A 13867-nucleotide genomic window follows, 5' to 3' on the forward strand; every position below is an offset into this window, starting at 1 on the left:
CACCCCGATGAACGAGTCCGACCACCAGCACGCGTCCGACCGGACGCACGGATCCGACCGGACGCCCGAGGTCGACCGGACGCACGAGTTCGACCGGACGCACGAGTCCGACCGCAACCAGGGCCAGGAGACCAGGCAGCCGGGCGTCGAGGAGATCGAGGCCGACATCGAGCGCACCCGCGCGGAGCTGGCGGCGACCGTGGAGGCCCTCACCGACCGACTGGACGTCAAGAGCAGGCTGCGGGGCAAGGTCGAGCACACCAAGCGGGACGCCGTGCAGCGGGTGCACACCGCGCGGAGCCGCGCCACCGACCAGGACGGCAGGCCCACACCCCCGGTGATCGCCGGTGCCGCTGCACTGGTCGCACTCGTGGCCCTCCTGGTGTGGCGGAGGACCCGATGAAGCTGTTCTCCCGCTCCGACGACGACTCCCAGCAGCCCGACTCCGCCGCCGGCACGACGGGGGAGAAGCAGGCCGCGCCGGATCCTGACGACTCGCGCAAGCCGGACTCTCCCGCAGACCTGAAGAAGCCGGCGTGGACCTACGTGCTGAAGAAGACGGTGCGCGAGTTCTCCGACGACCAGTGCACCGACCTGGCAGCGGCCCTGACCTACTACGGCGTGCTGGCCCTCTTCCCGGCCGCGATCGCGATGCTGTCGCTGGTCGGCCTGGTCAGCAACGGCGAGCAGACCGTGCAGACGCTGCTCGACATCCTCCGCAACATCGGGGCCTCCTCGGCTGCGGACACCCTCGAACCCACGCTCGTGCAGCTCGCGAGCACCCCCGGCGCGGGGCTGGCGCTGGTCATCGGCCTGCTGAGCGCGCTGTGGTCGGCCTCCGGCTACGTCGGCGCCTTCGGCCGCGGCATGAACCGGGTCTACGAGGTCGGCGAGGGCCGACCGTTCTGGAAGCTGCGCCCCACCATGCTGCTCGTGACGCTGGTGATGGTCCTGCTCGTCGCGCTGGTGGCCGTCGGCCTCGTGGTGAGCGGGCCCGCCGCGGAGGCGGTGGGCAACGCCATCGGGCTGGGCTCCACCGTCGTGACGGTCTGGAGCATCGCGAAGTGGCCGGTGATGCTCGCCATCGTCGTCCTCGTCGTCGCGCTGCTCTACTGGGCGACCCCCAACGTGCAGCAGCCGAAGTTCCGCTGGGTCAGCATGGGGGCCGTCGTGGCCATCGTGGTGTGGATCCTGGCGTCGGCGGCGTTCGGCTTCTACGTCTCCAACTTCGGCAGCTACAACAAGACCTACGGCTCCCTGGCCGGGGTCATCGTGTTCCTCCTGTGGCTGTGGATCACCAACATCGCGCTGCTCTTCGGTGCCGAGCTCGACGCCGAGCTCGAGCGGGGCCGCCAGCTGCAGGCCGGCATCGAGGCCGAGGAGACCCTCCAGCTGCCGCCGCGCGACACCAGCAAGACGGACAAGGCGGCGGAGAAGGAGCGCGAGATCGTCGAGGAGGGACGCCGGCTCCGCACCTCGGGCGGCCGGGAGAAGTAGTCCGCGTCAGCCGATCCACCGCGTCAGGCGGCGGCGACCACGGGCTCTGAGGTGCCGGTGGGGCGGTACGCCCATGGCGCTGCCACGGAGGGAAGGCGCTGCTCGCCACCACCCCCGTCGACGGCGAGCAGCGCCTCGGCTCACCGGCAGAACCGGGAGCTCACGCGGAGTTCTTGCTGAAGGCGAACACCGCGATCGGGGAGGTCTTGGGGATTCTCGAGCCTCCCGCCGGCTCCACGGTGATCCCCACGCCGGTGGCCTCGGTCGCGTCACCCGACAGCACGAGGGTGTTGTCGGAGCCCTCCGGCATCAGGCCGGCGGGGCTCAGGTGGCCCGTGGCGTCCTGCAGCCAGGCCTGGTAGACCTTGCCGGCGGGCGGCGGCGGCATGTCGCGGGTGACCAGCACGGCCTTGCCCTCGCGCTTGGACCGCACGACGGTCGCCTCGGCGTCCTCGATGCTCAGCGACACCTCCTCGGCGTCCGGCGCCTGCAGCACCCGGTCGGCCGCGGTCGGTGCCACCGACGTGTCCGGCTGGTTGTCGTCCCACGGCTGCCAGGCCACGCCGGCGCCGCCGACGATCACGGCCGCCGCGGCGGCGGCCAGAAAGGGGGCCCACCTGCGGGGTCGACGAGGCAACCGGGTGACCTCGGGCGGCAGGGGCCGGACCGTGGCGATGTCGGCGAGCACTGCGTCGCGGAGCGCGGGCGGCGGGGCGACGGGGGCAGCCGAGGCCAGCATCCCGGCGGCGGCGCGGAGGCCGTCGAGCTCGGCGCGGCAGTCCCCGCACTCCACGAGGTGCTCCTCGAAGCGAGCCCGCTCGTCGTCGTCGACGGCGTCGACCGCATAGGCGCCCACGAGGGCGTGGCTGTCACTCATTGTCCCACTCCCATCGTGTCGCGCAGCCGGATCAGTCCGTCTCGGATGCGGGTCTTGGCGGTGCCTACGGGCAGGTCCAGCATGGTGGCCACCTCGGTGTGCGTGTAGCCGCCGAAGTAGGCGAGCTCGATGGCCGTGCGCTGTGCGTCGGTCAGGTCGGCCATGGCCTTCCGGACCCGCTGGCCCTCGATGACCGTCGTCGCCGCTTCTGCGGTGGTGTCGTGCGCGACGGTCTGGTTGGTCTGGTGGTAGGTGGTGTCTCGTCGGGTGGAGGCCTCGGCCGACCTCACCCGGTCGACCGCCTTGCGGTGCGCGATGGTGAGGAGCCACGAGATCGCGCTGCCGCGGGCGGGGTCGAAGCGGGAGGCGGTCCGCCAGGTCTCGAGGAAGGCCTCCTGGGTGACCTCCTGCGCCTGCGCCGGGTCGCGTACGACCCGGAGCACGAGCCCGTAGACGCGTGACGACGTGGCGTCGTACAGCCCGGCGAAGGCGGCCTCGTCGCCCCGTGAGGAGCGGCGGAGCAGCTCGCCGAGATCCGGCGCGGCCGTGCCGCCCGGTGACTGCTCACCGGACGGCACGGACGAGAGACCGCTCATGTGCGACAGTCTGCCGTGGATCAGGAGGGCATGAGCACGGAGTCGACGATGTAGACCGTGGCGTTGGCCGTCGGGACGTTGCCGCAGATGACCGAGGCCATGGTGCCGCCGCCGGCGTCGACCATGAACTCCTCGCCGCTGCCCTCGACGGTGACCTTGTCCTTGTTCAGGGTGTCGTGCTCACCGGCCAGGGTCTCCGGGGTGAGCGCGCCGCCCACGACGTGGTGGGTGAGGATCTGCGTCAGCAGGGCCTTGTCGGCCAGCACGGCCTTGAGGTCCTTCTTCGGCAGCTTCGCGAAGGCGTCGTCGGTCGGCGCGAAGACGGTGATGTCCTGGGCCGAGTTGAGGGTGTCGACGAGGCCGGCCTCGGTGACGGCCGCGACGAGCGTCTTCAGCAGCGGGTTGGCCGAGGCCGCGTTGGCCACGGGCTCGGTCGCCATGCCGTCGAACGAGCCGCCACCCTCGGTGGGCACGGCCGCACAGCCGGGACCGAAGACCTGGCCGGCGGCGCCCTCCGCTGCGGGGGCGCTCTCCTCCTCGGCGGGAGTCGAGGGCTCGGCCGGGGCGGAGCTCTCGGGGGTGTCGGACGCGGTCTCGTCTGCGGGGCTGTCGGACTCGTTGCCGCAGGCGCTGAGGCCGAGGGACAGGGTGAGTGCGAGGGCAGCGAGGGAGCCGCCGGTGCGGGTGGTCGAGCGCTTCATGATGGAGCCTTTCGTTGGGTTCCGTGCTGCGGTGATGTGAGTTGTTCGGTGCACTCGTCGGAGCGGATTGGAGCTACTCGACGAAGATGGTGATCTCCTGGATCCCGCTGGACCCCTCGGGGAACGGCTTCATGCGCGCGGCCGTCTGCACCTCGTCCTCCCGGCTGGTCGCGCGCACGGCGAGCACGTGCGTGCCCACCTCGGCGTCCCAGGGGAGGTACCACTGGCGCCAGTACTCGACGTTGACCTCGGGGCCGAGCTCGGCCGCCTGCCAGGCGCCGCCGTCGATGCGCACCTCGACCCCCCCGATGCCGCGGGTCTGGGCCCACGCCACACCGCCGATGGCGGTCCGTCCTGGCTTGACGCGCGCCAGCGGCTTGGGCGTGTCGATGCGGCTGGACACCTTGATCGGTGCGTCGGTGGCCCACTCCCGGTCGGTCCAGTACGCCGACTGCTCGGCGTACGTCGTGAGCGTCAGGCGGGTCAGCCACTTGGTGGCGCCCACGAAGCCGTAGATGCCCGGCGTGATCATCCGGCAGGGGAAGCCGTGCTCTCGGGGGAGCGGCTCGCCGTTCATGCCGATGACGATCATCGAGTTGCGGCCGTCGGTGGCGACCTCGAGCGGGGTGGAGATGGTGAAGCCGTCGACGTCGGTGGAGAGGATCTGGTCGGCGCCGCTGCCCACGCCGGCCCGGTCGAGCAGGGTGGTGAGCGGCACGCCGAGCCAGCGCGCGGCGCCGATGTACTCGCCGCCGACGTCGTTGCTGACGCACGTCATGGTGATGTCGTGCTCCTCCAGCGACATCGCCGTGAGCTCGTCGAAGGTGAAGGTGAGCTCCTCCTCCACGTCACCGTCGATGGTGAGCGTCCAGGAGTCGACGTCGACGATCGGCAGCGTGAGCCGGGTGTCGACGCGGTAGAAGTCGGCGTTGGAGGTGCGCAGCGGGGTGATGTCGGCGTACGTCGCCTCCAGACCGGTGGGCAGCGGCTTGGCCTTCCGGGCCGCGGCGGGGAGGGTGATGTCGGCGATCCGGGTGCGGGCGCGGGTGATCCACTCCCCGGCTCCGCCGATGGCCACGACCGCGAGCGCGACCGCCCCCATGCCGAGCACGCCGCGACGCGAGACGCGCGTGCCCTCACCGGCGCTCCGCGGCTCGCGGAGCGTGCGGGTGACCAGGAACAGGACCAGCACGCCGACCACGGCGGCGACCACGGCGGGCAGGACGTCGGCCGCTCCCGCGGTCGGGCGGGTGAGGGCGGCCGCGCCGGCGAGCGCGGTCAGCACGACGAGGAGCCCGGCGCCGAGCGCGAAGCGGCGGCGGGCGACGACGCCCGCGATCCCGGCCAGGACGAGGGTGCCGGCGAAGACCGAGCCGATGAGGATCGGCTTGTCGGCGGTGCCGAAGGTGGCGATCGCCCACTCCTTGACCGGGGTCGGGGTGAGGTCGATGACCGTGGAGCCGACCGAGACCACGGGGCTGGTCGCGGGGTCGGTGAGGGCCGCGGTGAGGTGCGCGACCCCCAGTCCGGCGAGCGTGGCGAGGACGCCGCCCGCCGCCGCGGGGACCCCTGTCCGCAGGGACGTGCGCAGTCGATTGGCCATACCGGGTGTTCGTGGCGGCATGGGGCCGCGGATTGGCCGGGACCCGCTCCGCCCTCCGCTCCCTGCCCTCCGCTCCGGCCGGCGCGGGGAGCGCCCCTGACAGGATGATCGCCATGACCGAGCTCGTGCAGTACGCCGTCAGCGGCCCCCGCGCCACCATCACCCTGGACTCCCCGCACAACCGCAACGCACTGTCGCGGCAGCTGGTGACCGAGCTGGTGGCCCACCTCGAGCGGGCGGCGGGGGACCCGGAGGTGCGGGTGGCGCTCGTGCGCAGCAGCGGCAGGGTCTTCTGCTCCGGCGCCGACCTCGCCGAGGCCACCGCCGACGGCATGGAGGAGGGCGCGCGCCGCATCGTGGAGCTCCAGCGGCTCGTCGTCACCATGGACAAGCCGGTCGTCACCGCCAACCTCGGCGCGGTGCGCGCCGGCGGCATCGGCATCGTGGCGGCCGCCGACGTCGCGATCAGCGCCGACGACGCGACGTTCGCGCTCACCGAGGTCAAGCTCGGCCTGGCCGCCGCGATCATCAGCCTCACCGTGCACCACCGGATGCACCCGCGGGCCGCGGCGCTGACCACGCTGGGCGGCGAGGTGTTCACCGGCGCCCAGGCCGCGGCGTACGGCCTGGTCACCACGGCGGTGCCCGCCGCCGACCTCGACGCGGAGGTCGACCGGGTCTGCGAGAGCCTGGCGACGGGTGCGCCGCAGGGGCTGCGCGAGTCCAAGCGCATCCTCAACGCCGACCTCGTGGCGCGCATCGACGCCCGCGGTGACGAGATGGCGGCGCTGAGCGCCCGGCTCTTCGCCTCGACGCAGGCGCGCGAGGCGATGACCGCCTTCTTGTCGAGAAAGGGATAGTCCGGGCGCGGGCGGGTATCGTTCTCCACTTGCCGGATCGCTGAGGGTGTAGGGGAAGCAGGAGTTGTCCGAAGACGTCGAGCAGCGCGAGATCGCTGCCGAGCAGGCATTCGTCGACCGGGTCTACGTGCAGCTGGAGCGCTCCGCCACCGCGGCCGCCCAGCTCGCCACGGAGGGCCACAGCCGCGCGCGCCTCGGCCACGAGGGCGGGCTGGTGGAACGTGACGCCATGGTGTTCCAGGCCGCCCGCCGCATCGCCCAGCTCGACGCCGCCCACGAGGGCCTGGTCTTCGGGCGCCTCGACCTCGACCCGGGCTTCGACGCCGAGCCCCGCTACATCGGTCGGATCGGCCTGCGCGACGACCAGCGCGACTCGCTGCTGATCGACTGGCGCGCCCCGGCCGCCGCGGTGTTCTACCAGGCCACCGCCGCCGAGCCCCGGCAGGTCGTGCGCCGCCGCGTGCTGCGCGCCGACCACCGCACCGTCGTGGGGGTCGAGGACGAGCTCCTCGACGCCGACAACCCCGCCGCCGAGCACCTGCCCGTGGTCGGTGAGGGCGCGCTGATGGCGCAGCTCTCGCGGGCCCGCGACCGCTCCATGCACTCCATCGTCGCCACGATCCAGGCCGAGCAGGACAAGGCGATCCGCGCCCCGGGCCGCGGCGTCGTCTCCATCTCGGGCGGCCCGGGCACCGGCAAGACCGTGGTGGCGCTGCACCGGGCGGCGTACCTCCTCTACTCCGACCGCCGTCGCTACGAGGGCGGCGGCGTGCTCGTGGTCGGCCCCAGCGGCGTGTTCATGCGCTACATCGAGCGGGTGCTGCCCAGCCTCGGCGAGACCGCGGTGGCCCTGCGCAGCCTCGGCGAGGTCGTCGACGGAGTGCGCGCCACCCGCCACGACGAGCCGGCCGTCGCCGACATCAAGGGCTCCGAGCGGATGGCCGAGCTCCTGCGCCGTACGGCGCGCCAACAGGCCCCGGGGAGCCCCCGCGAGTTCAGCGTGTTCTGGCGCGACGACCGCATCCGGCTCGACGCCGGCACGCTCGGTCGCGTCCGCCGCAAGCTGATGAGCCAGGGCCGCCGCAACCGCCAGCTCTCACGGGTGGCCCCGGCGCTGCTCGACGCGATGTGGCGCCAGGTCCGCGGCGAGCGCGGTCGGGAGCGGGGGCGCGAGTACTTCGACGCCGAGATGCTCTCCTCCCAGGCCTTCGTCGACTTCGCCGTCTCCTGGTGGCCGCCGCTCGACGCGATGACCGTGCTCGCCTGGCTGCGCGACCCCGAGGTCCTGGCCCGGGCCGGCGACGGCGTGCTCAGCGACGAGGACCAGCGCATCCTCACCAAGTCCTGGGGCTTCGACCTCAGTGTCGAGGACGTCCCGCTGCTCGACGAGCTGCGCTACGCGCTCGGCGACGTCCCGCAGACCACCGAGGAGGACGACACCCTCGGCGTCGCCGAGGGCGGCGTCGACCTGCAGGAGCTGACCACCGCCTCCGAGCGCGAGTACGCCCCGAGCGGCCGCTCCTGGGCGCCGCCCACCCACCGCATCGAGGACGACGGCTTCGCCCACGTGCTCATCGACGAGGCGCAGGACCTCACGCCCATGCAGTGGCGCATGGTCGGCCGCCGCGGCCGCGGCGCGAGCTGGACCATCGTCGGCGACCCCGCGCAGTCGTCCTGGCCGGTGCCCGAGGAGTCCGCCCGGGCCCGCGCCGAGGCGCTCGAGGGCAAGGCGCTCCACGAGTTCCACCTCTCGACCAACTACCGCAACTCCTCCGAGATCTACGAGTACGCCGCGGCGTACGCCGAGCGCGTCGGGCTCGACGCCGACCTCCCCACCGCCGTCCGCTCCACCGGGGTCGCCCCGCGCGAGGTCGACGCCGGGGACGACCTCGAGGGCGCGGCCCACGAGGCCGTGGTCGACATCGCCGGCAGGGTCGGCGGCACGGTGGCGATCGTGGTGCCCGTGGCCCGACGCAGCGAGGTCAACGCCTGGCTGGCCGGCTGGCCCGAGGTCGCCGACGACGCCTCCGGCGCCCGCGCCTCGGTCGACTCCTCGGTCACGCCGAGCGGCGAGGACCGCATCGTCGTGCTGACCGGCCTGGACACCAAGGGACTGGAGTTCGACGGCATCGTGGTCGTGCGCCCCGACGAGATCGAGGCGGAGTCCGCGACGGGCCGGGCCACCCTGTACGTCGTGCTGACCCGTGCCACGCAGCTGCTGACGACGGTGCGCTGAGGCGCGCACCGGCCGAGCCACGGGGGACGGCCGCGCGTCAACGGGCTCGGCGCACCCGACCCAGCAGGGACCGCGTGGTAGCAGGAGGCTCGCTCGCGAGCCGCGTGATGAGCTCCTTGAGCTGCTTGCGGTTGAGGTCGAAGAGCGAGCGGCCGCCGGGCACCTCCCCCTTCGTCGCCACCAGAACGGCGTGGGCCTCCCGGAGCAGGTCGATGCGCTCCTGGTGCAGGCGGGTGCGCTGGTCCAGCCGCTCGCGCAGGGTGCCGACCTGCTGCTCCAGCTCGGTGACGCGGGCGAGGCCGTCGTCGCGCGCCGCCTCCGCCTCCCCGCGGGCCGCCACCGCCTCGTCGCGGGTAGAGACCGCCTCGTCATGGGCGGCGACGGCCCGGTCATGGGCGTCCACCGCCTCGACCTGCGCGGCCACCGCCTCGTCGCGGGCCGCCACCGCCTCGTCGTGGGCGGACACCGCCGTCCTGTGTGCCGCCAGGGCCGCCTCGAGGTCGTCGATGACACCCTGGTGGGCGGCCGCCAGGTCGCGGAGCTCGAGCCTGACCTCGTCACGGGCGTCGAGGGCCTCCACGAGGGTCGAGGCCGTCCCGGGCGGCAGGAGCAGCAGCTGCTGGTCGAAACCGTGCCGGACGGCAGCATGCGCCGCGGCCCACGTCTCGTCGTCGTGCAGCGACCGAGAGCCCTCGCCGACCCACCACCGGTAGACACACGTGTGCTCGGCAGCGTCGACCACCCCTACCACGGCTGCGGCACGGACCAGGAACGCCCAGTCCTCGGTGGTGTCGAGGGACTCCTCGAAGCGGTGGCCGAGACCGTGCACCACGCCACGGGGGAAGGCCACGGACATGAAGGGGGAGGAGTTGCCGCGCAGGTGGTCGAGCATGCTGAACTCCAGGGGCCAGGGCGCCGTGGCCGGGCCGGTCGGCACGGGACACAGCGTCTCCTCCGCGCCCACCTCGACCGGGACCACGTCCTGGCGCAGCGCACCGGCGCGCAGCACGCGCCCCGGCGCCTCCTGCTCGAGCCGGTGGAAGGTCTCCACCCAGTGGCTCAGCACGGTGTCGTCGTCGTCGAGCGCCACGACGTAGCGACCCGATGCGGTGGCGAAGCCGTCGTTCAGCGGGGCGGCCCGTCCGGGCCGGTCGACCGTGATGACGCGGAGCTGGTCGCGCAGCCAGGTCGGCTGCCGGAGCACCGCCTCGTGCACGCCGGCCAGCGCCTCCGGTGACGCCCGGTGGCAGACCAGCACGACCTCGAAGTCGCGGTCGGTCTGCGCGGCCAGACAGGTCAGCGCCTCCTCGAGGCACTGCAGCCGGGTGCCGCCCTGCGTGCGGGTGACGATGCTGAGGAAGGGCCGCTGCGTGCGGTCGGGCTCCGGAACGGCAAGGCCGACCTCGTGCACGAGCGCGCCCAGCACCGACGCCGGGAGCGCGGCGGGGTGACCGGAGGGCGAGGCGCCGGGCGGAGGGGAGACGGGGCCGGTGGCACGACGGGGCACCACGGTGCCGTCGCGTTCGACCCGGACGTCGCGCAGCACGGTCGCGTCCACGCGGCACTCCACCACCAGGCCGGCCGAGCCGGCCCGGGCGACGACCTCGGGACCGCTCGCCCCGCCGATCACAGCCAGGGTGTCGGCGCGCGCCGCCAGGCAGCTGCCGGTCACGAGCCGGCCGGTGCCGGGCGCGGCTGACCCGTCGGCGGCGGCGTCGCCCGCCATCCCCACCGGGAGCGTGCGGGCGTCGGCCACCGCCACACCGCCCTCGACGGCGTCCACGAGTCGAGGGAGGAGGTGCGGACCGGGCAGGTCGACGGCGTCGGCGACCACCACCACGTCGTCGTCGGCCGGTCGCTCGGCGAGCGGCGTGCCCGACTCCTCGCAGAGACGGCGCGCAGCGGCGACGACGGCGTCGTCGGCGCCGACCGGATGGAGCACCACGCGCGTGGGGCGCTCGAGGCCCGCCAGGGCGTCGAGCCACCCGGGAACCGTGCGCCCGAGGACCACGGCCGGGTCGCCCCGCCCCGCGAGGTCCTCGGACAGGGTCAACCGCAGCGTCACTCCGAGACCTGGCACGGCCATCTCCTGTCTCCGAACGGCGTCCCACCGACGGACGGGCGCCGACTCTACCCGCGGTCCATGACTAGGGTTCTGGCCATGTCCGAGCCGCTGACCGCCCGTGCCGCGATCGAGGCGATCCGGGGGCACGAGGCGTGGGCGATCATCCGGCGCTCCACGCGGGCGGGCGACAAGGACACCGTGGGGGTCGTGGGCGGACGGCGCCGCGTCGTGGAGTCGCTGCTCGACGTACCCCTCGAGGAGGGGCCGCCGCGCGACGGGCACATCGCCGACCGGCTGCTCGCGGTGCCGTTCCGGCAGGTGCGGGAGCGGGGCTTCGAGGCGCACGACGACGGCGCCCCGCTCGTGGTGGTCGACGTGGAGTCGGAGCTGGAGTTCACGGTGGCCGAGGTGGTCGAGGCGATCGACGACGTCCCCGTCGACTTCTCCGACCGCGGCGGCTTCGAGACCTCCGACGACGACTACGCCGGCGTCATCGAGACGATCATCGACGACGAGATCGGCCAGGGCGAGGGCGCCAACCTCGTCGTGGGCCGGCACTACCGGGCCACGGTGGCCGACTGGGGCGCCGACGCGGCGCTGGCGGTGTTCCGGCGGCTGCTGGAGCGCGAGCGCGGCGCCTACTGGACCTACGTCTTCTTCACCGGCGACCGCTACCTCATCGGCGCGAGCCCGGAGCGGCACGTCACCATCCATGGCGGTGACGTGCGGATGAATCCCATCAGCGGCACCTTCCGGATCCCCCGCGACGGCGGCGACGTGCACGGCCGGCTGCTGGAGTTCCTGCGCGACGAGAAGGAGGTCTACGAGCTCTTCATGGTCGTCGACGAGGAGCTCAAGATGATGTGCGACATCTGCACCGAGGGCGGCCAGGTGCTGGGCCCGTTCCTCAAGCCGATGAGCCACCTCGTGCACACCGAGTACCTCCTCGCCGGCCACACCACCCGCGACCCCCGCGAGGTCCTGCGCGACACCATGTTCGCCGCGACCGTCACCGGATCCCCGGTGGAGAACGCCTGCCGCCTCATCAAGCGGTACGAGTCGGAGGGCCGCGGCTACTACGGCGCCGCGCTGGCCATCCTCGGCCGCGACGCCGCTGGGGGGCCCGTGGTCGACAGCCCCATCGTGATCCGCACCGCCGACGTCGACCTCGAGGGCCGGCTCAAGGTCACCGCGGGGGCGACGCTGGTGCGCGACTCCGAGCCGGCGTACGAGGTGGCGGAGACGCACGCCAAGGCCGGCGGCATCCTCAGCGCCTTCGGCCTCGTGCCGCCCGCGCCGACGCCCGGCGTCAACGTCGCCGAGCTCGTCAACGACGAGGACGTCCTTCTCGCACTGAACGCCCGCAACCGCCGGCTGAGCACCTTCTGGCTCACCGACCAGGCCGGTGCGCCGGTCGACCCGGCCCTGGCCGGGCAGCGCGTCGGCATCCTCGACGGCGAGGACGACTTCGTGAACATGCTGCGCCACGTGCTCGGCGTGCTCGGGCTGACCAGCGAGGTGATCCGCCACGACGCCTACGTCGACGGCTCGCTCGACGACTTCGACCTGGTCGTGGTGGGGCCGGGGCCGGGCGACCCGCGCGACGACGACGACGTGAAGATGCAGACGATCCGCAGGGCGGTCGACCGGCTGCTCGAGCGGGAGCAGCCGTTCCTGGCCGTCTGCCTGGGCCACCAGGCGCTGTGCCACCGGCTCGGCATCCCGCTCGCCTTCAAGGACATCGTCTTCCAGGGCACCCAGTCCCCGGTGGGCATCGGAGGCCGGGTCGAGCGGGTGGGCTTCTACAACACCTTCGTCGGCAAGGCGGGCGGCGCGCTGCCCGACGGCGTGAGCGTGGAGTCCGACGAGGCCACCGGCGACGTCCACCTGGTGCGCGGACCGCACTACCGCGGCATCCAGTTCCACGCCGAGTCGATCCTCACCGAGCACGGCCGGGACCTCCTCCACGAGCTCGTCAGCGACCTCGTCGGCACGTCTACGGCGAAATAGCCGAGAAAAGTCGCGATTCCGGGCAACCTGTTGCCACGCCACCACGTCTATGTGGGTGGAGACCGGTTTCGAGGAGGACACCGCGCGCATGCGACGTCACGGGGGCATCGCGGCGCTGATCGGCCTAGTGGCCGGGTCGGTGCTGCTCGCGGGATGCGGCACGGTCGGGCCTCGCCCGGCCGCCGCCGCCGATCCTCCTCGGCCGGTCTCCGACCAGGGCGCGGCGCAGGGCGACCGCGCGCCCTCGCAGCAGGGCGGAACCACCCGGGAGCGGGCCGACCGCCCCAACATCGTGCTCGTGCTCATGGACGACTTCTCCATGGACCTGCTGCAGACGATGAAGGGCGCCCGCCGGCTGGCGCGCAAGGGCGCGTCGTACCCGCACTCCTTCGTCGTGGACTCGCTGTGCTGCGTCTCGCGCAGCAGCATCTTCACCGGGCAGTACCCCCACCAGACCGGCGTCCGCACCAACACCGCCGCCGGCCCGAGCAACAGCGGGCCGATGGGCGGGTGGGAGGCGTTCGACACCTACGGCAACGACGAGCGGAGCGTCAACGTCCGGCTCCAGGACGCCGGCTACACGACGGGCTTCGTCGGCAAGTACCTCAACGAGTACGAGTACGTGCCCGGCCGCAAGCCGGTGCCGCCGGTGCCCCCGGGCTGGTCGCAGTTCAACGTGGTCTTCGGCTCGGCCTACGACGGCTGGGGCTTCGACAGCACCACGATCCGCGACGGCGGCCTGCACCTGGTGAGCCACCCCGCGCCGCCCGCCGGCTCCCCGGCCTCGGTGATCGACGACGCCTACGCCGGCCGGGCGATCGAGGACTACGCGCTCGACTTCATCCGCGAGCACCGCGGCGGCCAGGCGCCGTACTTCCTGGAGGTGGCGCCGTACGCCACGCACAGCCGCGTCAACGCCGCGGGCGCCTACGCCGGTGAGCCGCTCTTCCCGGCCATGCTCCGCGACCGGGTGGGCGGCACGAGGCCAGGCGGCAACTGCGGCGTCCCGTGCCGGCGGCTGACGACCAGGGATCTGCCGGGCTTCGGTGACGACCGTGCCGACAACCGGCCGCGACGCCGCAACGGCCGGCCGGCGACCGCGTGGAACACGCTGCGCGACCGGCTGCCGGCCTCGGCGTACGTGGAGTCGCTGCGCACCCGGGCCCAGATGGCGCAGTCCGTCGACCGCACGCTCCGCAAGATCATCAGGGCCGTGGGCGACGACACCGTCGTGGTGCTCACCTCCGACAACGGGTTCCACCTCGGCCAGCACGGGCTCGGCCGCGGCAAGGGCACGGCCTACGACACCGACGTGCGGGTGCCGCTGCTCATCGCCGGACCGGGCATCGCCCCGGGCAGGCGGCAGGAGATGGTCAACAACATCGACCTGGCGCCCACCTTCGAGGACCTCGCCGGCATCGC

At 73.3% G+C, this 13867-nt stretch carries 11 protein-coding genes; 6 read left to right on the forward strand and 5 right to left on the reverse strand.

All coding sequences use genetic code 11. The features are described from left to right. Positions 1 to 403 (forward strand): DUF3618 domain-containing protein (locus tag QZX64_RS16575; RefSeq protein WP_295662082.1); only part of this gene is annotated, 403 nt, incomplete at its 5' end. Next, positions 400 to 1497, forward strand: coding sequence for a YihY/virulence factor BrkB family protein (locus tag QZX64_RS16580; RefSeq protein ID WP_295662086.1), 1098 nt, complete (start codon positions 400 to 402; stop codon positions 1495 to 1497). The genes QZX64_RS16575 and QZX64_RS16580, both read left to right, overlap by 4 nt. A gap of 160 nt (positions 1498 to 1657) precedes the next feature. On the opposite strand, the gene QZX64_RS16585 is transcribed toward QZX64_RS16580, so the two are convergent. From QZX64_RS16585 to QZX64_RS16600, 4 genes are all read right to left on the reverse strand, one after another. Beyond that, entirely contained in the window at positions 1658 to 2374 is a 717-nt protein-coding gene (locus QZX64_RS16585) for an anti-sigma factor (RefSeq protein ID WP_295662089.1), read from the reverse strand. After that, the gene (gene sigK / locus QZX64_RS16590; protein ID WP_295662092.1) at positions 2371 to 2970 is read right to left on the reverse strand and encodes an ECF RNA polymerase sigma factor SigK; all 600 of its coding nucleotides are present in this window, start codon (positions 2968 to 2970) and stop codon (positions 2371 to 2373) included. The genes QZX64_RS16585 and sigK overlap by 4 nt, the downstream gene beginning before the upstream one ends. A gap of 20 nt (positions 2971 to 2990) precedes the next feature. Beyond that, positions 2991 to 3671 (reverse strand): fasciclin domain-containing protein, encoded by a 681-nt coding sequence (locus QZX64_RS16595; RefSeq protein WP_295662095.1) that lies wholly within the window; start codon positions 3669 to 3671, stop codon positions 2991 to 2993. A gap of 73 nt (positions 3672 to 3744) precedes the next feature. After that, positions 3745 to 5274, reverse strand: coding sequence for a molybdopterin-dependent oxidoreductase (locus QZX64_RS16600; protein WP_295662098.1), 1530 nt, complete (start codon positions 5272 to 5274; stop codon positions 3745 to 3747). Between the two features lie 113 nt (positions 5275 to 5387). On the opposite strand from QZX64_RS16600, the gene QZX64_RS16605 reads away from it, so the two are divergent. Together QZX64_RS16605 and QZX64_RS16610 are read left to right on the forward strand one after the other, a co-directional pair. Further along, positions 5388 to 6134 (forward strand): enoyl-CoA hydratase-related protein, encoded by a 747-nt coding sequence (locus QZX64_RS16605; RefSeq protein WP_366558568.1) that lies wholly within the window; start codon positions 5388 to 5390, stop codon positions 6132 to 6134. A gap of 64 nt (positions 6135 to 6198) precedes the next feature. After that, positions 6199 to 8370 carry an AAA family ATPase gene (locus QZX64_RS16610; protein ID WP_295662103.1) on the forward strand — a complete coding sequence of 724 codons (2172 nt, stop codon included), beginning with the start codon at positions 6199 to 6201 and terminating at the stop codon, positions 8368 to 8370. Between the two features lie 37 nt (positions 8371 to 8407). Here QZX64_RS16610 and QZX64_RS16615 read toward each other — a convergent pair whose 3' ends face one another. Further along, on the reverse strand, positions 8408 to 10450 hold the full coding sequence (locus QZX64_RS16615) for a glycosyltransferase family A protein (RefSeq protein WP_295662106.1): 2043 nt from the start codon (positions 10448 to 10450) through the stop codon (positions 8408 to 8410). Between the two features lie 81 nt (positions 10451 to 10531). Between QZX64_RS16615 and QZX64_RS16620 the strand changes: the two genes are divergently transcribed. Together QZX64_RS16620 and QZX64_RS16625 are read left to right on the forward strand one after the other, a co-directional pair. Beyond that, positions 10532 to 12445 (forward strand): anthranilate synthase family protein, encoded by a 1914-nt coding sequence (locus tag QZX64_RS16620; RefSeq protein WP_295662110.1) that lies wholly within the window; start codon positions 10532 to 10534, stop codon positions 12443 to 12445. Positions 12446 to 12533: 88 nt separating this feature from the next. Further along, a partial coding sequence (locus QZX64_RS16625) for a sulfatase-like hydrolase/transferase (protein ID WP_295662112.1) occupies positions 12534 to 13867 on the forward strand: 1334 nt, incomplete at its 3' end.

It is taken from the genome of uncultured Nocardioides sp. (assembly GCF_902805925.1).
Lineage (GTDB): Bacteria > Actinomycetota > Actinomycetes > Propionibacteriales > Nocardioidaceae > Nocardioides.